At 63.2% G+C, this 20,489-nt stretch carries 21 protein-coding genes; 5 read left to right on the top strand and 16 right to left on the bottom strand.

Annotation, left to right across the window (positions count from 1 at the left end; all coding sequences use genetic code 11):
• On the bottom strand, positions 1 to 304 hold a 304-nt coding region (locus ACP5E6_RS10290), incomplete at its 3' end, for a putative quinol monooxygenase (RefSeq protein WP_427954145.1).
• A 13-nt stretch (positions 305 to 317) separates the two neighbouring features.
• Positions 318 to 1,265 carry an aldo/keto reductase gene (locus ACP5E6_RS10295; protein ID WP_427954146.1) on the bottom strand — a complete coding sequence of 316 codons (948 nt, stop codon included), beginning with the start codon at positions 1,263 to 1,265 and terminating at the stop codon, positions 318 to 320.
• A 342-nt stretch (positions 1,266 to 1,607) separates the two neighbouring features.
• Between ACP5E6_RS10295 and ACP5E6_RS10300 the strand changes: the two genes are divergently transcribed.
• Positions 1,608 to 2,138, top strand: coding sequence for a DUF4142 domain-containing protein (locus tag ACP5E6_RS10300; protein WP_427954147.1), 531 nt, complete (start codon positions 1,608 to 1,610; stop codon positions 2,136 to 2,138).
• A gap of 333 nt (positions 2,139 to 2,471) precedes the next feature.
• Here ACP5E6_RS10300 and ACP5E6_RS10305 read toward each other — a convergent pair whose 3' ends face one another.
• From ACP5E6_RS10305 to ACP5E6_RS10325, 5 genes are all read right to left on the bottom strand, one after another.
• Positions 2,472 to 3,476 (bottom strand): transporter, encoded by a 1,005-nt coding sequence (locus ACP5E6_RS10305; RefSeq protein ID WP_427954148.1) that lies wholly within the window; start codon positions 3,474 to 3,476, stop codon positions 2,472 to 2,474.
• Between the two features lie 159 nt (positions 3,477 to 3,635).
• Positions 3,636 to 5,102, bottom strand: coding sequence for an ATP-binding cassette domain-containing protein (locus ACP5E6_RS10310; protein ID WP_427954149.1), 1,467 nt, complete (start codon positions 5,100 to 5,102; stop codon positions 3,636 to 3,638).
• A gap of 2 nt (positions 5,103 to 5,104) precedes the next feature.
• On the bottom strand, positions 5,105 to 6,025 hold the full coding sequence (locus tag ACP5E6_RS10315; protein ID WP_427954150.1) for a branched-chain amino acid ABC transporter permease: 921 nt from the start codon (positions 6,023 to 6,025) through the stop codon (positions 5,105 to 5,107).
• Entirely contained in the window at positions 6,026 to 6,892 is an 867-nt protein-coding gene (locus ACP5E6_RS10320) for a branched-chain amino acid ABC transporter permease (RefSeq protein ID WP_427954151.1), read from the bottom strand.
• Between the two features lie 91 nt (positions 6,893 to 6,983).
• Entirely contained in the window at positions 6,984 to 8,219 is a 1,236-nt protein-coding gene (locus ACP5E6_RS10325; RefSeq protein ID WP_427954152.1) for an ABC transporter substrate-binding protein, read from the bottom strand.
• Positions 8,220 to 8,475: 256 nt separating this feature from the next.
• On the opposite strand from ACP5E6_RS10325, the gene ACP5E6_RS10330 reads away from it, so the two are divergent.
• Positions 8,476 to 9,948 carry a type II and III secretion system protein family protein gene (locus tag ACP5E6_RS10330; RefSeq protein WP_427954153.1) on the top strand — a complete coding sequence of 491 codons (1,473 nt, stop codon included), beginning with the start codon at positions 8,476 to 8,478 and terminating at the stop codon, positions 9,946 to 9,948.
• Positions 9,949 to 10,114: 166 nt separating this feature from the next.
• Here ACP5E6_RS10330 and ACP5E6_RS10335 read toward each other — a convergent pair whose 3' ends face one another.
• The gene (locus tag ACP5E6_RS10335) at positions 10,115 to 10,333 is read right to left on the bottom strand and encodes a hypothetical protein (RefSeq protein WP_427954154.1); all 219 of its coding nucleotides are present in this window, start codon (positions 10,331 to 10,333) and stop codon (positions 10,115 to 10,117) included.
• Between the two features lie 219 nt (positions 10,334 to 10,552).
• Between ACP5E6_RS10335 and ACP5E6_RS10340 the strand changes: the two genes are divergently transcribed.
• The gene (locus tag ACP5E6_RS10340) at positions 10,553 to 11,254 is read left to right on the top strand and encodes a tetratricopeptide repeat protein (protein WP_427954155.1); all 702 of its coding nucleotides are present in this window, start codon (positions 10,553 to 10,555) and stop codon (positions 11,252 to 11,254) included.
• 125 nt (positions 11,255 to 11,379) lie between these two features.
• Positions 11,380 to 12,672: a phenylacetate--CoA ligase PaaK gene (paaK, locus tag ACP5E6_RS10345; protein ID WP_427954156.1), complete on the top strand. Its 1,293-nt coding sequence runs from the start codon at positions 11,380 to 11,382 to the stop codon at positions 12,670 to 12,672.
• On the opposite strand, the gene ACP5E6_RS10350 is transcribed toward paaK, so the two are convergent.
• Genes ACP5E6_RS10350 through ACP5E6_RS10380 form a run of 7 tightly spaced genes read right to left on the bottom strand, consistent with a single transcriptional unit; the run spans position 12,673 to position 18,984 of the window.
• Positions 12,673 to 13,632, bottom strand: coding sequence for a 2-hydroxyacid dehydrogenase (locus tag ACP5E6_RS10350; RefSeq protein ID WP_427954157.1), 960 nt, complete (start codon positions 13,630 to 13,632; stop codon positions 12,673 to 12,675).
• The gene (locus ACP5E6_RS10355) at positions 13,629 to 15,248 is read right to left on the bottom strand and encodes an NTP transferase domain-containing protein (protein WP_427954158.1); all 1,620 of its coding nucleotides are present in this window, start codon (positions 15,246 to 15,248) and stop codon (positions 13,629 to 13,631) included. The genes ACP5E6_RS10350 and ACP5E6_RS10355 overlap by 4 nt, the downstream gene beginning before the upstream one ends.
• Positions 15,245 to 15,931: an XdhC family protein gene (locus ACP5E6_RS10360; protein ID WP_427954159.1), complete on the bottom strand. Its 687-nt coding sequence runs from the start codon at positions 15,929 to 15,931 to the stop codon at positions 15,245 to 15,247. Before ACP5E6_RS10360 ends, ACP5E6_RS10355 begins: the two co-directional genes overlap by 4 nt.
• Complete coding sequence (locus ACP5E6_RS10365) at positions 15,928 to 16,251, bottom strand: XdhC family protein (RefSeq protein ID WP_427954160.1); 324 nt, start codon at positions 16,249 to 16,251, stop codon at positions 15,928 to 15,930. Before ACP5E6_RS10365 ends, ACP5E6_RS10360 begins: the two co-directional genes overlap by 4 nt.
• Positions 16,248 to 17,462: a vWA domain-containing protein gene (locus ACP5E6_RS10370; RefSeq protein ID WP_427954161.1), complete on the bottom strand. Its 1,215-nt coding sequence runs from the start codon at positions 17,460 to 17,462 to the stop codon at positions 16,248 to 16,250. Before ACP5E6_RS10370 ends, ACP5E6_RS10365 begins: the two co-directional genes overlap by 4 nt.
• On the bottom strand, positions 17,459 to 18,361 hold the full coding sequence (locus tag ACP5E6_RS10375; protein ID WP_427954162.1) for an AAA family ATPase: 903 nt from the start codon (positions 18,359 to 18,361) through the stop codon (positions 17,459 to 17,461). Before ACP5E6_RS10375 ends, ACP5E6_RS10370 begins: the two co-directional genes overlap by 4 nt.
• The gene (locus ACP5E6_RS10380; protein ID WP_427954163.1) at positions 18,358 to 18,984 is read right to left on the bottom strand and encodes an SRPBCC family protein; all 627 of its coding nucleotides are present in this window, start codon (positions 18,982 to 18,984) and stop codon (positions 18,358 to 18,360) included. Before ACP5E6_RS10380 ends, ACP5E6_RS10375 begins: the two co-directional genes overlap by 4 nt.
• A gap of 48 nt (positions 18,985 to 19,032) precedes the next feature.
• Here ACP5E6_RS10380 and ACP5E6_RS10385 point away from each other — a divergent pair, with 48 nt between their 5' ends.
• A complete protein-coding gene (locus tag ACP5E6_RS10385; protein ID WP_427954164.1) occupies positions 19,033 to 20,319 on the top strand; it encodes a sodium:proton antiporter in 1,287 nt (428 codons plus the stop codon).
• Here the strand turns inward: ACP5E6_RS10385 and ACP5E6_RS10390 are convergent.
• The coding region (locus ACP5E6_RS10390) for a hypothetical protein (protein WP_427954165.1) at positions 20,308 to 20,489 on the bottom strand (182 nt) is incomplete at its 5' end. The two genes, ACP5E6_RS10385 and ACP5E6_RS10390, sit on opposite strands and share 12 nt — an antisense overlap.

Genomic DNA, 20,489 nt, shown 5'->3' on the forward strand with positions numbered 1-20,489 from the left:
ATCGCTCGAAAAAACATAGAGCTAGAGCGTTAAGCTGAAAGCACCACGCTCTAGCGGCGTAAGCCACCATATGCGGCGCGTTCGCATGGGCCGATAACGCCGCCTTGCTCGCCCATTTCTCGATCACGACAAAACTGTCCGGACCGAACCGGTCCGAGGCAATCGCGTGGTCGGTATCAATCGCCGGCCCATACTCGATACATCCCGCCTCGGCATGAACAAGGGGCAGAATCGCCCGGAATGCGGCGAGCAATTCATCCCGCTTGCCCGGCTTGGCCGTGGTGATGGCAATAACATTGATCATGGCGGTCTCCGGTTCAGGCGCTGGCGTGATTCAGCGTTTCAATCTCGGCCGATGACAGCGTCAGTGACGCCGCCTTGATCAGGTCATCAAGCTGCGCCGCATTGGTGGCGCTCGCGATCGGCGCGGTGATGCTCGGTCGCGCAATCAGCCACGCCAGCGCCACCTGAGCCGGGCTGGCGTGATGGCGCGCCCCGACATCGTCAAGCGCCTCAAGCACCCGTCTGCCCTGAGGGTTCAGATATTTCCGCGCGCCCTGCCCTCGTGGACTTACCGAAAGATCGCTCTCGCTGCGATATTTCCCGGTCAGAAATCCCGCCGCGAGCGCGAAATAATTGATCACCCCAAGGCCGTGCTCGACGCAAAACGGCTCAAGTTCAGCCTCATACCCGGATCGCTCGACCAGATTATAATGCGGTTGCAGCGATTCATAGCGGGGTAATCCCATGGCTTTACTGGTCTGCAGCGCCAATCCCAACCGCGCCGCACTGTAGTTCGACGCCCCGATCGCCCGCACCTTGCCCTGTCTGATCAGCGTGGCAAACGCCTCGAGCGTCTCCTCCAGCGGCGTCTCCGCGTCATCGGCGTGGGCCTGATAAAGATCGATCACATCGGTTCGCAACCGCCGCAACGACCCCTCGACGCCAGCGAAAATACTGTCCTTGGAGAGCTTTCTGCCGTCCGCCCCCGGTGCCATGCCGATTTTGGTGGCGATTAAAACCCGCTCCCGCCCGCCGCGCGCCGCCAGCCACTGACCGATGATGGTCTCAGACTCGCCGCCCCGGTGGCCGGGCACCCAGGCGGAATAGACATCGGCCGTATCGATCGCGGACAATCCGGCATCGACCATGACATCGAGCAACGCAAACGATGTCGTCTGATCAGCGGTCCAGCCGAACACATTGCCGCCAAACATGATCGCGGGCAGCGACAAACCGGAATTGCCGAGAGGGCGATGCATCATGTCGAATCTCCTTGTCAAACGTCACGCGCTCAGGTGGTTTCGCAGCATCCCCGCTGCAAGCGCGACAATCGGGCCGAAGAGACCGGCCGAATCGTCCAACGCAGCGGTCACCCCCAACCCCGCGATAGGCTTGCAGCCCATCCCGCGATGGCTCACGATGCCCAATCCGAAGCGCCAAATTTGTCACACTTGCGCGGCGGTGTGGTATCGGTGCCGATATTTGCGCTTCACGGATGGCGCAGAATTTGCGACTATGAAACAACAAGCTATGTCGATGGGGTGACGGCAGGCAGGGTTTTGCAATGGGACCCATAAGGATCACGCCCTAAGGGAGATTGTTCAATGAGATTATCAGCACGTTACGGTGTGGTCGCGGCTCTGCTGGCGCTCGCCGGTTGCACCACCACGGCCCAGGCCCCCGAATCGAGCACACTCGCGCCGCAGGACCTCAATTTCATCACCACCGCCTATCAGCTGGTCCATTTCGATCTCGACGCCTGCGCCTTCGTGCAGAAAAATGCGCTGGAACCGCAGGCCGTCACCGTCGTGAACAAGATCTGCGCCGATGCGGCAAAATACGCGCCGCAAATCCGCGCACAGGCGGACGCAACCGGCGTGACCCTGCCCAACACGCTCCCGCTTGAACTCAAAGCCCAGCTGGTGACATTGAACTATCATCCGCAGCCTAATCTGACGGTTGCGTTCATCCGCTCCGAAATCTCAAGTCATGAGAGCGCGCTTGCGGTATTCCAGGATGAGGAACGCAACGGCATCAATCCGACATTCAAACAAACCGCAGCCGCGACGATCCCATTACTGCAACAGAATCTCGACATGCTGCGCGCGGCGCTGCCGGCCGGCATGGCGCAATAACACGGCACCGCTTGCGGTTGATGCCCGCGCGTCAACCGCAAGATCGCCAGGCCCATATCCCTAGAGCGATATGCGATTAAGTTGACGCGGTAGCGGCAACATAATCGCATGAAATCGCTCGAAAAAATATAGAGCTAGAGCGTTAAGCTGAAAGCATAACGCTCTAAGCCATAAAAAACAGCGGTCCCCATATACGGGTGATCCGCTGTTTTTTTGTAACTCAACGGTCTCACGCCAACCGGCGCGGCGGCTCTCTGCCCCCAACCGCACGCTCCCGCCAAACCTGGCATGACGAGCCGGTCGTTGATCCGGCCGGCTCGTCACACGGACGCTTCAGAATACCTTGCCGATCTGGACCAGGAACACGACGTCATTCTTCGCGCCGCCGCGGCTGCGCACATCGGTTGAGAGTTCGGCTTCGGCAAACACGGTAGGCGAGAGGAACGAGCCGGCAATGGCGCCAATCTGCGTGAAATTATTGCGGTTGCCGGTATCGGTGGTGGATGCGCCAAGTACCGGCGTCGTCAGATACTGCTTGCCGCCGAACGTCTGTTCAAAGCTGAGGCCCACATAGGCGTCGGTCTGCGGATGAAAATAATACGGCAGATAGACAATCAACTGCCCGGCAGGTTCGGTATGAATCGTGGTCGGGAACGGCGCAACCGAGGCCGGCGCGCCTTGGGCGGCGCCATAAAGCGCATTGCTGTTGGTGCTATAGAAATAGGAATCCCACCACACCTCAATGTCGAGCCGCTTGGATTTTGCGGTCCCGAACAGTTTATGGGTGAAACCGACCTCGAAATTATTAACCCAGTTATTGGTCGACGCATTCAAAGTCGCGGTCTGATTGAAGGCGCCGGTCGGTGGACTGAGGAAGTAGGCGAGAACCAGCGACCCGTCCTGCGTCGGGTTGTTATAGGGGTAGATGAAAGCCGAAAGCTGCGGCTCGGCAAAGCCCGAGTTATGCGACAGCGACGCACCACCGACCTCCTGACCGCCAAGGAAGGCGACATCGGGTTCAATCGCCTGGATACCCCAGATCATGCCGTCGACCGGGCTGAACGTATGGGTCAGACGAAGCACCGGCACATCGGTCTGGATATGCGTGTGGTTCAGTTCAACACCGTTGGACGTGTAGAACGAACTCGCCGAGGAAAAAATGTTATAGAGCTGGACCGTGCTGACATTGGGCGGCGGCGTCGGCCCGTCATAGGGCAGCGGGCCGCCGGCCCGGGCGGCACCGGTGAGCGCACCGAGCACAAGTGCGACACCCAATGTGGCGGCGCCGAAGGTCGCGGTGCGCGGGGCCTCGATCTTGCGGCAATTGGATCTGTTCATGGTTGTTCTCCCGGACGACATGGTTGTTTCAAGTTTATTGCAATTCACTCTGCGGCGATCTCGATGGTTTTATCAATATCTCCTGCCTCATGATGGATTTTGACCGTCGGATTTTCAAACGGACGTGCTGTTTTGGCAACAGGATATGGCTGACTCATCCTACAGATACCCCTCCCCCGCCTCGGCGGCGAACCGTGCCGGGCTGCCCTGCCACACGATGCGCGCATGTTCGAGGACATAGACCCGATCCGCATGCGGCAGGGCAAAAGTGACGTTCTGTTCGCCGAGCAGCACAGTGATGTCGGTGGTTTCGCGCAGCCGCCGCAATGCCTCGGATAATTGCCCCAGAATGACCGGCGCCAAACCAAGCGTGGGCTCATCGAGAATGAGTAATCGCGGCTTGAGCATCAGCGATCGCGCGATCGCCAGCATCTGCTGCTCGCCCCCCGACAGGGTCCGCGCCTCCTGTTCGCCGCGCGCTTGCAGGATCGGAAACAACTCATGCAGCCAGGCAAGGCGCGCGACCTTCTCGGACTCGGAGAATTTCTGACCGGCCAGCTCAAGATTTTCGGCCACACTCATGGAACCGAACAATTCGCGGGTCTCCGGACATTGCACGATGCCGCTGCGCGCGATCGATGCGGCGCTCTCGCCGGAACGGACGACACCATCCCACGCGATCGTGCCGCGGAACGGCACCAAACCGGAAATCGCGTTGAACAGCGAGGTCTTGCCGGCCCCGTTCAGCCCGACGATGGAGACGAATTCGCCCTCGTGAACCGTGAGGGACACGGCGTCGAGCGCTTGCGCCTTGCCGTAGAACAAGCTGACCGCATCGACCCGCAGCAACACCTTATGAGCCGCAATTTCGGCCTCTGGCCGCTCGTGCGTCTCGATTCCACCGCCAAGATAGACCCGCCGCACCGTCTCGTTGCGCATCACCTGGACCGGACTGCCCTCGGCGATTTTTTCACCAAGATACAGCGCCACCACCCGATCGGCCAGCGAGGCGATGCTTTTGACATTGTGATCGACCAGCATCACCGCGCGGCCATGATCCCGAAATCGCCCGATCAACTCTGAAAAATCCTCGACCTCGCCGCGCGTCAATCCAGCGAACGGCTCATCGATCAGCACCACCTGCGGATCGCGCGCGATCGCCTTGGCCATTTCCATCCGGCGCAAATCGGCGAACGCGAGCGTGCCGGGCATCCGATCAAGCACCGCGCCGAGGCCACATTCCGCCCCGATCGCCCGTGCGCGGTCGAGTGCGCCGGCCGGAGGTCGCAGACGATCGATCCGATCGGGCAACAGGCCGAGCAGAATGTTCTCCAGCACGGTCTGCAGACGAAGCGGCCGCGAGTGCTGAAACACGATGCCGATGCCCGCGCGCGCGATCTCGTAGATCGGCTTGCCCGCGATATTCCGCCCATCGAGCATGATCTGTCCGGCGGTCGGCGGCACAATCCCCATGATCATCTGCATCACGGTCGATTTACCCGAACCGTTCGGTCCGATCAGGCCGAGGATCTCACCGGGATACAGCGACAGATCAAGCCCCTTCACCGCGATCAATCCACCGAACCGCTTGTGCAATTTACTGACGACCAAACGAGGTTCCGTCATGTTCAGGCTCCCCGCCGAGACGGCAGCAGACCAAGCAATCCATCCGGCAGGAGCACGATCACCACCAGCGCGATCAAGGCAACGACGAAGGTGGACAACTGACCGATCGGGCGCAGTAACTCCCCTGCAACGATCAGAAAAATCGCGCCAATCGCGCCACCGATGATGCTCCGCCGTCCGCCGAGCACGGCGGCGATGATCACGCGCACTCCGATCGCGACATCGACCACGGCGCTGACCGAGGCGGTGCCGAGGTAAAACACCAGCAGCGCCCCGGCGATACCCGAGAACAGCGCCGAGATCGCGAAGGCCAGGACCTTGTGTTTCGTCGCATTGAAGCCGAGCGCCGCAGCAGCGATGCGGTCCTGTCCAGCCGCTTGCAGGATCATGCCGAGCGAGGACCGCGCGATGACCCTGAGCACCAACCCGCTGATAATCATGAAGCCGAGCGCGTATTCGTAGTTCGGACCACTATCGATCGAGAGTACATCGGGTACCGAAAGGCCGATCTCACCCCCGGTGACACCGGCGAAAATCACGATCGCCTGTTGCAGCAACAGAACGGCGACCAGCGTGATCAAACCAAGATACGGACCGCTCAGGCGCAGCGCCGGAATCGCCAGGGCGACACCGCCGGCCACCGCCGCCGCCGCGCCGATCAAAATCGCGAACGGCACCGGCACATGCAGCAGCGCATTGGCCATGCCCGCCCCATAGGCACCCAGGCCGATCAGGAAGGTCGGCCCGAAATTGACCTCGCCAGCATAGCCGAACAGTAAATCCCACGACATCGCAAACACCGCAAAGTAATACGCCGTGGTCAGAACGCCCAGAATATAGCCATTGGCCCCGAAAGGCAGCAACGCGAGGACAAGCAAAAGAATCAAAAGAGGCGCGCCACGCCGGATCGAGCTACCGCGCATCTAACGCCGTCCCAACAGCCCTTGCGGGCGCACGTATAATACCACGATCAACAGAACCAGCGCCGGCACATCGCGGAGCGAGGGCGACACCAGATAAGCCGTGAGGGTTTCGATGTAACCGACGATATAGGCCGCGATCAACGTTCCCGAGACGGAACCGAGACCGCCCAACACCACGATGGTGAAGGCGCTCGCGGTCAGACCGGGGATATAATCCGAACCGGTGCCGAGAAAACTGCCCAGCAACACCCCGGCAATGCCGGCGAGCACACCATAAATGAGCCAGACGATCAGATAGATCGTTCCCAATTCAAAGCCGAGCAGCGTGAGCGCGCGCGGATTGATCGAAGCCGCGATCAGGCGCTTGCCCATTTTGGTCCGATTGACCAGCAGCCACAACGCCACCATGACGATCCAGGCAATCACCGCGATCAGCAATTCGTTCGTCGGCGTGCGAACCCCGAGAATATCGATTGTGCCGGCGATCAGCGGTTTGACGGTGACGGGGCTGTTGGTAAAGGCATAGGCCAGCGCCTCCTCGATCATGACGCCCCAGAGCAGCGTCGCCGTCAAGACGAACAACTCGCGCTCTCGCGGCGGAATCGCGCGGGATCGCTCGATCGAGCGCACGACCCCGCCATAGGTCAGCATCGCCGCCGCGACGCAGGCGAGCAATCCGGCGAGCGCGCCCCAATAGGCGCCGTAACCGAGCGATGTGCCGACGTACCAGGCGATCATGGCAGCAATCACCAACAAGCCGCCATGCGCAAGGTTGAGGACACCGGAAACCCCGAAGATCAAGGTAAATCCAAGGGCACCCAAAGCATAGAGCGTGCTGATCGCAAATCCATCGATCAGTATTTGCAATGCAAGCAAGTGTTCCGCCCCCGATCAAACCGTAAGCCGCAGCAAACCACGTCCCGACCGATCCGACCGGTCGGGACGCGGGCGAGAGATGTCACGATTTGGCAGGTAGCTTCACGAAACTTGGGAACACCGGCTTGGCATTGGCGAGATTGAGCGGCCAGATGCATTTCTGTTCACCCTTCTGCCACTGCACCGCGACCCCGGTGACGTATTTAGGGCCATATTTCAAGGCGTGGGTGAATTTGTCGTGCGGTCCTTCAAAAGCAATCTGGCCCTGGGTGCCGACCATGTCGGTCTTGTCGAGCGCATCGACGATGGCAAGTGGCGTGGTCGCGTGCGCCCGTTTGATCGCATCGGCCAACGCATAAATCGCATCGAACGTGGAATAGGCCGAATAGGCGGGGGAGATCCCGAATTTTTTCTGATAGGCGTCAGTGAACGGTAGTGTTTTCGCTGTAATGGCAACGCCGGGTGCTGATGTGTTGCCCGTGATGACCCCCTCGGTCGCGCCGTTGGTCGCCTTCCAGAAAACCGACGATCCCGCCTGCGCATTGATGCCGGCCAGCGCGATCGGCACCTTCTGCTCCGCCCATTGCACGGTTGGCTGCACACCGACATGCGCCCAACCGGCGATGATCACATCAGGGTGAAGGCTTTCGATTTTCTGATAAATCGGCGTGAAATCGGATGTGTTGGGCGCAAACCTAATATTATCCAGAACCTTCAGGCCGATCTTCGGCAGGCATTTGTCGTAGCCGGCATCGAGCGGCTTGGTCCAGGCGGCGTCCTCGCTCATCACCACGGCCGTGGTCATGTGGAACTGATCGACCAGCGTATCCTTCGATGCATCGCACACCGCCTGCGCCAGATCGGCCGCCGGCAGATAGGCATGAAAAATATACTGCCGAGCCTTGTAATCGGCATGGACATATTCAGAAAGCTCATTGGCCGCGGCGCCAGTGATCAAATAAGGCTCATGCAGCCGCGCCGCCCAGGGTTCCAGCGCCAGCGCCACCTCGCTCACGAAGGTACCGACCACCGCAACCGCATGATCCTGCTTGACCATGCGCTGGAACGACCTGATCGCATCGGTGGTGGAAAGATGATCGTCCTCGATGATGAGCTTGATCTGCCTTCCGTCGATGCCGCCGCTCGCGTTGATCTGTTCGGCCGCGAGCGTGGCGCCGTTGGCGATCGCCTTGCCCGGAATGGTGCCAAGTTCTGTGGTGATCCCGACCACGATCGGTTTGGCGGCCTGCGCGACGGCGGTGCTCATCACCAAGGAAGCCGCGCCGGCGATCAATAGTGCATGTTTTTTATTAGACACTGTCTATCTCCCTTTTATTATGAGGGTGGACGATGCCCTCGGCGATATTCATGCCATAGGTGGCGCAAACGGCAAGGGGGTGTCGCGAGCAGGAACCGGCTTCGTACCTGTCCGACATCAAATTTTTCTCCGGATCGTAAGACTAAATTAAGAATCCCGCATTAACACTGTGCCCGCGACTGATTTCCTCGAAATCAATCCAGAAAATCGATAAGGGCAAAATGCGGTGGCGCTGAAAACACGATTTCCAACAATCATGATCGATCCAGGGCGGCTAACGGCATCGAGCCTTCCCCACGCTGCCCTGCGATATCTCATTTTTGCCGTGGCCACCACCTCGATGGGGATCGTCCCTGCATGTTTTGACTGCGCCCAAGCACAAACGCCGCCGCAACCGCTGCAAGGCGTGACGCATCAACCACACCACCCGGCAGCTGGCGGGCGTTTGGTGGTCGAACAGGGCGACGGTCGGTTGATCACCCTCGCCGGCTCCGCGGCCAATGTGTTCGTTGCGGATCCAAATATCATCGCGGTGCGGCCCGCCAGCGCCCGCAAGCTGTTTGTGTTCGGCAAGGCGCCGGGTTTCACGACCTTGACCGCGACCGATCAGGGGGGGCGGGAAATCGCACTCTATCACGTGATCGTGTCGCCAAATCGCTATCCGGCGGTGCGCGTCAGAGCCGAGGCGGCACAAATCGCGCCGAACGCTCCCGTGTCCGTCTCAAGCGAGGCCAACGGTTTGGTGGTGCGGGGCACTGTGCCCACGGCGGCTCAGGATTATCTGCTGATGAAGCAGGCCCAGCTCGCCGCTGGCACCGGACAGACGGTGATCAATGAAACCGAAGTCGCCCAGCCGCAGCAGGTCGCCCTCAAAGTGCGGATCGCACAAATGTCGCGCAGCGTGACCCAGCAACTCGGCATCAATTGGCAAAGTGCCGCCGGTGGCGTGGCGATCGGCAAATTCCTGTTCGGCTTCTCAACGCTGGGCAGCCTGCTAGGCGCCTCAACCGCCGCATCACCCGTCGGCGGGTCGTTCAATCTGAACTTCCCCTCCACGACAGTCCCGATCGATGGTGTGCTCGATGCCCTCAATACCGACAATCTTGCCCATATTCTCGCAGAACCAACGCTGACCGCTCTTTCAGGCCAATCCGCCAGCTTCATCGATGGTGGCTCGTTTCCCGTGCCGGTGCCAGGTCAGAACGGGCAGGTGACGGTCGCCTACCAGAACTATGGCGTTCAACTCAAATTCAAACCGGTGGTGCTGAACAACGGCAGCATCATCCTGCATGTCGAACCAACCGTCAGCTCACCGACCACCCAAAATGCGTTCCAGATATCGGTCGCCGGCGAGTCGATCGTGGTGCCGTCACTCTCCACCCAATCGGCCTCCACCACCGTTGTCATCGGCAGCGGCCAGACCCTCGCGATCGCCGGCCTGTTGAGCAATTCGAGCAACCAGACCGACAATGCATTGCCAGGACTTGGCCAGATCCCCGTTCTGGGAAGTGCCTTCCGCAACGACAGCTACAACAAGCAGGAGGAGGAGCTGGTCATCCTCGTGACACCCTATCTGGTCAACCCGGTCGATCAGGCCGCCAAACTCGAATCGCCCGACACCGGCTGGACGACTCCGAACCAGCTTCAACGCATTTTTCTTTTCCGCACCAACGGCTCGGTCGCCCAGCAGACAACCCTGCCTGGACAATCCGGCTTTATTCTCCAGTGAACATCATGTCCTTCAGGTCCCTCGCGTTCATGACAAGTCTTGCCGCCATTGGTTTCGCATTGGCGGGATGCAGCCAGTTCGAACCGTTTCAACGCCAGGGGACCTGGCATGAAAATGATGCTCCGATGCACAATATCGCCGTCGAGCTGGTCAATCCCCATGACCTCTACAGCGGCTCCAGCCACCCCGTACTGACCGGCACGATCGCTGAAACCGCCATCGGATCAGTAATGGATGGTGCCGCGCCGTCCAGCGGCACGGCCGGTGCCGCATCCACAACATCCGCTTCATCATCAGGCGGCAGCAGTGGCGCCGCAACGAGCGGCTCAGGCGGAATGGGTGGTGCCAGTACATCCGGCAGCAGCGGTACTTCGGGAGGAGCCATGCAATGATGAAATTTATCCGGTCACGATCGACCTATGCGATCAACCGGCTTCGGCACGGTATCCCGACGAAAATCCCCAACGATCGATACCGCCATCTGCGCCATCAGTTATCCGCAACCCCACTATCCGATTGGTTCCGATTGTCCCGGCGCGTCCCGGGCCTGGCATCGATTCTCGTGGCCGGATCCCTGGCCGCATGCGCCAATCAGGCACCGACCATGGGCGAAACCACCATCGGCAATCAGACATTGAACGTCGCGCAATCGGCCCTCGCAGGCGGCAACCCCCAGATGGCGTTGACCGTCGCCAACGCGGTGCTGAAATCCAACCCCGACGATGCCGAGGCATTGATCATCCGCGGAGATGCGTATTTCGTTTTGAAAAACTGTGCCGCTGCAAGCGCGGATTACCAGAAGGCGCTACACATTTCGCCTCACGCCGTCGATGCCGAACTCGGGCTCGGTCGATGCGCGTTGCCGAACGATCCGCGCGCCGCCACCATCGATTTCACCCGCGCCACCAGCGATGCCCCGAAGAATGCGGCGGCCTTCAATGATCTGGGAATCGCTCTCGCCGACCAGAGTGAATTCACCGGTGCCGCGCGCGCGTTTCGCTCGGCGCTCGCCATCACGCCCTCAATGCAATCGGCCCGCGTTAATCTTGGCCTGACCCTTGCGCTCGCGGGACAACCTGGTGAAGGCGAAACCATCCTTGGTCCGATCGCGCGCAGCGCCGCGACCAACCCCCGGGTCCGTGCCGATTACGCCACAGCGCTCGCCTTGGCAGGACATCCATCATCGGCGCAACGAATCCTCCTCACCGACATGCCCGCCGTCGAAGCACAAGCAACGGTTGCACAAATGGACCGCTTGAAAAATCTGCCTGCCGCCGCCGCAATCCCCAAACCAACGCCCGGCTGATCGGCCCAGACCGCTCGATTTACATCTCATCCAATCTGCAGGCATAAACCATCCAGCGGCATCATTGATCATGCGTGCTGCACCATCCGGTGGGAGATCGACATGCGTCTTGCGGACGTCACGCTGTGAATGTTGGTCTCGATTCGGCGGAAACCATCTCGCGTGATGCCATCATGGCGCTGCAAACCCAACGGCTCGGAACGGCGCTGCGCCACGCCTACGATCATGTCGAACACTATCGGCGCGCCTTCGCCGCAGCGGAGGTTCATCCGGACGATTTCACGCATCTCGATGATATCGAACGCTTCCCGTTCACCATCAAGGACGATCTTCGACGCACCTACCCGTTCGGCTTGTTCGCGGTACCCCGTGCACAAATCCGCCGTCTGCACGCGTCGTCAGGCACCACTGGCAAACCGATCGTGATCGGCTACACCGCCGATGATCTCGACATCTGGGCCCAGCTGATGGCGCGATCGATCCGGGCGGCCGGTGGCCGACCGGGTATGATGGTGCATGTCGCCTACGGTTACGGTCTGTTCACCGGTGGCCTCGGCGCCCATGCCGGGGTCGAACGTCTCGGCTGCACCGTCGTGCCGGTCTCGGGCGGCATGACCGAGCGGCAGGCACAGCTGATCATCGATTTCGCACCTGACATTCTGATGGTCACGCCCAGCTATGGTCTCGCCATCCTCGACGAGTTCCGCCGCCAGGGCCGCGACCCGCGCGACACTGCTCTCAAATTCGGCATCTTTGGCGCCGAGCCCTGGAGCAATGCCATGCGCACCGAGCTTGAATCCGCCTTCGGCATCGAAGCGACCGACATCTACGGATTGTCCGAACTGATGGGACCCGGCGTCGCGCAGGAATGCGTCGAGACCAAGGATGGTTTGCACATCTGGGAGGATCATTTTTATCCCGAAATCATCGATCCGCTCACGGGCAAGGTTCTACCCGATGGCGAGCGCGGCGAACTGGTGCTGACCGGCTTGTCGCGCCAGGCCATGCCGATCATTCGTTACCGCACGCGCGACCTGACCCGGCTCCTCCCCGGCACGGCCCGGCCGGGCATGCGCCGGATGGAAAAAGTCACCGGCCGGACCGACGACATGATTATCCTGCGAGGGGTAAATCTGTTTCCGACCCAGATCGAGGCATTGATCCTCGCCACCGATTGGGGCACCGGCCATTTTATCATCGAACTGACGCGCCCGGCCCGCCTCGACGAAATGACCATCCATGCCGAAGCCCGACCCGATTATTGGGATGGGACCGGCCTTCATCCGCGCGCGCGCGAGCTGGAACACCACATCAAGGCGCGGATCGGCGTGAGCTCCACCGTGGCCATCGCGCCGCCCGGCAGCATCGAGCGCTCGATTGGCAAAGCCCGCCGGATCCGCGATCTGCGCCCGAAATAGTCAGACGAGTTGATTGGCCGGATGGTCACCGTCCAGCACCGCGTCGATCCCGTCCAGCGCCAGCATGCCCATCGCAGCCCGCGTCTCATGCGTGGCGCTCCCGAGATGCGGCAGCAGCACGACCGTCTCCATATCAAGATAACCAGCTGGCACCGCCGGTTCTGCCGCGAATACATCCAGACCCGCCGCCGCGACCCGACCGGATCGCAAAGCCGCGATCAATGCCTCGTCATCAATGGTCGAGCCGCGTCCGGTGTTCACCACGATCGCACCTGGTCTCAGCCGGGCGATGCGATCAGCGTTCAACCAGTGACGCGTCGCGGCACCGCCCGGCAAATGGATCGACAGCACATCGCACGCGGCCAGAAATTCATCCTCCCCGGCATAATAGGCGGCGCCATGCGCCTGATCCGCCGGCAGCGGAGTCCGGTTGTGATAGATCACCCGCATCGACAGGCCATCGACCATCCGCGCCAATGCCCGGCCGATCCGCCCCATGCCGAGGATGCCGAGGGTGCGGCCTTCGAGGCTCGATCCCAACATGAAATCCGGCGTCCAGCCCCGCCACGCAAGCGCGCGCACCAGGCGCTCCCCCTCGCCGGCCCGGCGGGCGGCCATCAGCATCAGGGTCAGCGCGATTTCCGCCGTCGCGAACGACAACACATCCGGTGTATTCACCACCGCGAGGAGGCTGGCCCGGGCGGCGTCCAGATCAATGTGATCGGTGCCGACCGAGAACGTGCCGATCACTTTCAAGCTGACTGGCATCAGAGCAATCAGCGCGGCGTCGATCCGATCCGCCGGCGTCACCAGAACCGCATCGGCCCCATCGAGCGCGGCCAGGAAAATTTCGGCATCGAAACCGCCCACCATGTCCAGGAACCGGGCATCATAGGCCGCGGCCACCCGCGCGGTGACGGTTGGCGGCATCGTTCGGGTTACTACCAGGCGGCGTTTCATGAGCCATCCTTCAGCGCCGCCAGCGCATCCTTGGTGTCGAAGTCGCGCAGCACGGCATCGTCCTCCATCGGCACCTCGGCGATGAGTTCGATATTCCGGCCGAGGATATGCCGCGCGCCGGCATCACCCTCGAGTGCAGCAATCGCCGCGAAGAACCGCCGGTCCCACAGCACCGGGTTGCCCCGCCGGCCGCGATGGGTCGGCACGATGATCGCCCGGCCCTCATCGGGATCGTAAGCGGCGATCAGCCGATCGAGCGCCGCCGCATCGACCAGCGGCATATCGCCAAGGCAGATCAACGCCGCCACGACATCCTCGGGCAAAGCCGCGATGCCGGCTTTGAGGCTTTCGGCCATGCCGTCACCGAACCGCGCCACCTCGACGAAGCGCACCGCCCGCCCGGCCAGCGCCGCCTGCACCAGATCCGCCTGATGGCCGGTGATCACGATCACCTCATCGGCGCGCGAGGCAAGCGCGTGATCGACCGTCATGGCCACCAGCGCGCGACCATCCGGCAGGGGAGCCAGCAATTTGTTGACCGGCGCGGCGCGCGACGATCGTCCGGCCGCGAGCACCACGGCAGCGATGCGGGGCGGCGATTTTGCCGTGCCACGCGGCACGCGCGGCGCCGGGCGTGGCGCGAATTCCTTGAGCAGCCCGCCGATCCCCATGCCAGCGATGGTTCGATGATCGATCGGCGCCCCGGCAAACACGCGGTCCAGCACGAAATCGATACCGTTCAGCTTCGGGCTGCGCGCGCAGCCCGGCAGCACGATCGCCGGCATTGTGCCGACCCGTCCGAAACAGAGCAGATTGCCGGGATCGACCGGCATGCCGAAACGCTCGATCGCCCCGCCCGCCGCAATGATGGCGGCCGGCGCGACATCCGCCCGGTCGGTCACCGCCGAGGCGCCGGCGATCAGAACGAGATCCGCCCCTGCCGCGCCCATCCGGCCGATTGCCGCGGCGATCGGCGCAACCGCGTGCGGGGTTTCGACCGGATCGAGCAGGCGCCCGCCGCGTGCGCTAACGCGGCGCCGCGTCGCCTCGATCGTATTGCGGATCGCGGCATCCTTGAGATGCGGCAGGCGTGACAGGACCAGCCCCACGATCAGCGGACGAAACGGTGCAAGCGTGATCGCCGGAGCGCGACCGAGACAAGCAGCGGCCGCGTCGAGTACGGTGGCCGCAACAGCGAAGGGAATGATCTTGAGGGTCGCCAGCATGTCGCCGGCGGCAACCGGCACGCCATCGGCCAGGGTCCCCAGCGTGATCGCTTCGTCGAGGGCGTTCAGCGCGATGATCGCGTCCCGATCGAGGCGAAGCAGGCCGGCCGCATCGGCGAAGACATTGACCCTGCCATGCACCGGTTCGGCAACGCGCAGCCCCGGTCCAGCCAGACACGCGCCGAGACGTGCGGCCGCCGCGGCTTCCGGCACATCATCGGGGGCGAGGCGCGCGACGACGATGCGTTGATAACCGGCCGCGCGCAGGGCACCGATCGTGCCGGCATCGAGCACGGCGCCCTTGGCGATCAACCGGTCTCCGGCTTTCAGACCATGGGCGAGAATGGCCCCGGCCAGATCGTCACGCAGCGGGGCCGCGCCGAAAATCACGGACGCGCCGGTTTGCCGCGCCGTGCGGCGACCATTTGCGCAATGATCGACAGGGCGATTTCCGGGGCGGTGACCGCACCGATATCGAGCCCGACCGGCGCACAGATCCGTGCCAGCGCCGCATCGGTGATGCCGGCATCGCGCAGCCGGTCGAGCCTTGCGGCGTGGGTTTTCTTCGAGCCGAGCGCGCCGATGTAGAAGGCATCGGACGCCAGCGCACGCCCGAGGGCCGGATCATCGAGCTTGGGGTCGTGGGTCAGCGTGATGATCGCGGTGCGGCTGTCGGGTTTGAGCGCGTCGAGCGCTTCATCCGGCCAGCTGGTATTGGTGGCAACGTCAGGGAAACGGTCGGCCGAGGCGAAAGCCCGGCGGGGATCGACCACGACGACGTCGAACCCCATCGTGGCCGCCAGCGGCGCGAGGCTCTGGGCGATGTGGACAGCGCCAATTATGATCGCGCGCGGTGCCGGGTTGCGCGATTCGATGAACCAGGTCTCGGCGCCGATCGTGACGACACCGGTTCTGTCGCCCGCCAGCATGGCCGCGGCTTCGGCGGCGAGACGGTCGGGCGCGTTGCGATCGGGCAGGATGAACGCCGCGCCATCGGGCAGACGGGTTGCGAAGGCGACCGGGCGGCGCTGGGCGGCGGCGCTTTGCAGGGCAACGATATGATCGCGCCTCACGTCAGCTTTTCCACAAACACCGAGACCTTGCCGCCGCAGGCGAGGCCGACCTCCCAGGCGCGTTCATCGGTGACGCCGAATTCGAGCAGTTGCGGCGTGCCGGTTTCGATGCTGCGCTGCGCGGCTTCGGCCACCGCTCCTTCGATGCAACCGCCCGACACCGAGCCCGCGATGCGGCCCGAACCGGTTACCGCCATGCGGCTGCCGGCGCGGCGGGGCGAACTGCCCCAGGTGCTGGTGACGGTCGCGACCGCAACCGTCTCGCCCGCGGCCAGCCAGTCGGCGGCGAGGGTGAGAATATCTTCGTTTTGTCCGCTCATGCGCGTCCCTTCCACAAACTTGCCGCCTGCAGCCGGGGTGGTGCCGCGCTCGACAGCGCGGTGACCAGGCCCCGCAGGCTTGCCAGATTATGCACCGGGCGGAACTCGTCCACAAACGGGAGCATCGCCCGGGCGCCCTGTGATTTTGGCGCGAAACCATCATAGCGCAACAGCGGGTTCAGCCAGATGACGCGGCGCGCCGAGCGATGCAGGCGCGCCATGTTTTCGGCAAGACCGACAGCGCCATCACGATCGAGACCATCGGTCACCAGCAGCACCACCGCACCCTGGGCGAGCACGCGGCGGGACCAGAGCCGGTTGAAATCACCCAAAGCCTCGCCGATGCGGGTGCCGCCCGACCAGTCGGTGACGATGCCGGCCACCTGGGCGAAGGCGATTTCGGGATCGCGCCGTTCGAGTTGGCGGGTGATATTGGTCAGGCGGGTGCCGAACAGGAATACGGTGACGCGGTCGCGATCGTTGGCGACGGCGTGCAGAAAATGCAGCAGGATCTGCGCATAGCGCGCCATCGAGCCGGAAATATCGCAAAGCACCACCAAGGGCGGCGGTTTGGTGATCGGGACACGGCGGGCAAGGTCGAGAATGTCGCCCGAATGGCGCAGCGCCTCGCGCATGGTGCGTTTCAGATCGACCCGGCTGCCACGGGCGGCGGCGCGGCAACGGCGGGTGCGGCGCTCATCGAGCGGCAGGGTCAGCCGGCCGATCGCGGCCTTGGCCTCGGCGATTTCGGCGGCGCTCATCGCTTCGAAATCGAGGGTTTCGAGCCGCTCCTGGGCCGAGGCGGTCAGGATCGCATCGATCTGCTGGGGTTGATCGGGGTCGGGTGGGCGGTCGCGCGATTTGGCGGCTGCCATGGCTTCGGCAAGGCGGCGCGCACCGGGCGAGGCACGCTCCTGACCGGGCGAGCGGCCTTCCATCTGTGCCAGCAGGGCTTCGAACGTCGCGGCTTCGGGGTTGCGCCAGAACACGGCGAAGGCTTGATCGAACATCGCCGCGTGCTCGTGGCGGCGCAGCATGACGGCGCGGAGGGCGGCGTGCATCACCCTGCGGTCGGTGATGTCGATCAGGGTGAGGGCCTGGGCGGCGGCGATCACCTCGCCCGGCCCGACCGGCAGGCCGGCCCGGCGCAGCAGCCGGGCGAAATGCATCACGTTGGCTGCCAGGGCGCCGGCCGGGGCGGCAGCGCTCATGCGGCGCGCACCGCCTCCTCGGTCAGGCGGGCGGCGACCTCGCCGCGGATTTTGGCGATGTCGTCCTGGTATTTCAGCAGCGCGCCCAACGTGTCGTTCACCGCGCCGGGGGCGAGTTCGATCTCGTCGAGTGCTGCCAGCGCCGAGGCCCAGTCGATCGTTTCGGCGACGCCGGGGAGTTTGAAGATGTCGGTGGTGCGGATGCGCTGGACGAAGGCGACGACCTGAGCCGACAGGAGAGCGGGCACGCCGGGGGCGCGGGCGGCGAGGATGGCGCGTTCGCGCGCGGCATCGGGGTAGTCGACCCATTGGTAGAGGCAGCGGCGGCGGATCGCGTCATGCACTTCGCGGGTGCGGTTCGAGGTGATCACGACGACCGGTTTGGTGGTGGCCGCGATGGTGCCGAGTTCGGGAATGGTGATCTGGAAATCGCCGAGCACCTCGAGCAGGAAGGCCTCGAACGGTTCATCGGCGCGATCAAGCTCATCGATCAGCAGGACGGCGGGGGGCAGATCAGGGTCGATCGCGGCGAGCAGCGGACGGCGCAGCAGGAATTCAGGCGCGTAGAGGCTCTGGCGCAACGCCGTACGGGAGGTGCCGGCGGTTTCGGCGAGGCGGATTTCCATCAGCTGGCGCGCATGGTCCCATTCATAGGCGGCGGCGGCGAGATCGAGCCCCTCGTAGCATTGCAGGCGGACCAGGCGGCGGCCGAGCTGGGCGGCGAGCACTTTGGCGATTTCGGTCTTGCCGGTGCCGGGTTCGCCCTCGAGGAACAGCGGGCGCTGCATGGTCAGCGCCAGATGCACGCTGGTCGCCAGCGCCCGATCGGCGATGTAGTCGCCACGGGCGAGCAGGGCGGCGGTTTCGGCGACCGATGCGGGCAGTGGCGATGGGGTCATCCGATGAACTTGGCGATGACGATGGCAACCACAACGATCGCGATGATCAGCGGAATCCAGATGCCGATCGGCAGGCCGGCGATGACGGGGTTGCTGGGGTCGTAGCCATGGGCCGCCGGAGCGTGGTCGTGCGCGTGATCGTCCATTTTATCCTCGTGGGGGGGGTGTGGTACCGGTACCGCCGCGGGGGCGACCAGCTCGGAAAATGTGGTGAAAAAGGTTTCGGTGTAGGATTTGGCAACCGAATCGATCAGGCGTGCGCCGAGTTGCGCCATTTTGCCGCCGATCTGCGCGGTGACCTCATAATGCAGCGCGGTGCCACCTGGCGCGTCGGACAACTGGACTTTGGCGCCGCCCTTGGCAAAGCCGGCAACGCCACCCTGCCCTTCACCGGAAATCGTGTATGAGTTCGGCGGATCGAGATCGGCCAAGGTGACGCGGCCGTTGAAGCTCGCGGAGATTGGGCCGATCTTGGCTTTGACCGTCGCGGTCATTTCAGTGTCGGAGAGTTTGTCGATGGTTTCACAGCCCGGAATGCATGATTTGAGCACGGCCGGATCGTTCAACGCCCGCCATACGGTTTCACGAGGCGCTGCGATCAGCCGTTCGCCGGACATGTCCATCAGGATTTTGCTCCTACACTTGTCGATCGTATCAACGGCCTCTTTAGTTTGACCCTCGCCGCCACGCAAATCGTCCTCGATCGCGCCGTTGCCCTGCTGCCGTTCGCCGGGATTTTGCTCAGTTTTGCCGTTCTGCCGGGGTTGACGCCGCGGCTGTGGCATCGGCGGATGGCGGGGATCACGTTGTCCTGGGTCGGGCTTGGGGTTGGTTTGACCGCGCTGCGGCTGGGACCGGGGGCGGCGGTGTCGGGGCTGTGGGTTGCGACGGTCGCGGATTTTCTGCCGTTCATGGCGATACTGATGGCGCTTTATACGCTGGGCGGCGGGGTGCTGATCGCCGGCGGGCCATGGGGGCGGCCGGGGGGCAATGCGCTTCTTCTGGCGATCGGCACGGTTCTGGCCGGCGTGATCGGGACGATCGGGGCCTCGCTGCTGCTGATCCACCCGCTGCTCGCCGCCAATGGGGCGCGGCGCGAACGGCGGCATCTGGTGCTGGCTTTCATGATTCTGGTCGCCAATGCGGGCGGTGCGCTCAGCCCGCTGGGCGATCCGCCATTGTTGATCGGGTTTTTGCGCGGCGTGCCGTTCCTGTGGCCGAGTTTTCACCTGCTGTTGCCGCTGCTGATTATCGCGGCGCCGGTACTGGCGGCGACCTACGCGCTCGATCGGCGGTTTGCGGCGGTGGAACCCGTGCGGCCGACCCAGCGGCTCCGGATCAGGGGCGGGTTGAACATCGGTTTGCTGGCCGGTTTCATCGCGGCCATCACCGTGTCCGGTCTGGCGCAGGGGCCGATGCTCGCGATCGGCGCGGCACGGCTGCCGGCGGCGCAGATCATGCTCACTGTTCTGGCGGTGATCGTGACGGTGGTGTCGGCGCGTGGCACGGCGGCGGGAATCCGCGCGCGCAACCGCTTCGCCTGGCCGCCGATGCGGGAGATCGGGGTGCTGTTTTTTGCGATTTTCGCCACGATTCCGCCGGTACTCGATGCGCTGCACAGCGCGGCGCTCGCCCCGGCGCCGGCGCTGTGGTTCTGGCTTGCCGGGATCTGCTCGGCATTTCTCGACAGCGCGCCGACCTATCTGATGTTCTTTCAGGCGGCGGGGGGCGACGCCGCCACTCTGATCGCGCCGCCGGCCCGGCTGTTGACGGCGATTTCAGCAGGTTCGGTATTTTTCGGCGCGCTGACCTATCTGGGCAATGCCCCAAATCTGATGATCCGGGCGATTGCCGCGCGGCGGGGCGTGCGGATGCCCGGATTTTTCGGATATTTCGCCGCGGCGGCGCTGGTTCTGGTCCCGTTGCTGGCGATCGAGACACTGGTGCTATTCGGTTGAAACGATCGGGTGGGCGATGACAGCGGGGAACGGTTTGCCGACATGGGGAGCGGTTCTTTTTTGCAAAAACGAGCCAAAACTGTTTTGACTCCGGGGCGGGGCGGAGATCCCGCCGATATTATTGCGATAACGTAACGATTTGGGCGTGCGAAAGCCGGTGCCGCCGGTCA

The sequence above is a fragment of the Acidiphilium sp. genome (assembly GCF_049977125.1).
Lineage (GTDB): Bacteria > Pseudomonadota > Alphaproteobacteria > Acetobacterales > Acetobacteraceae > Acidiphilium.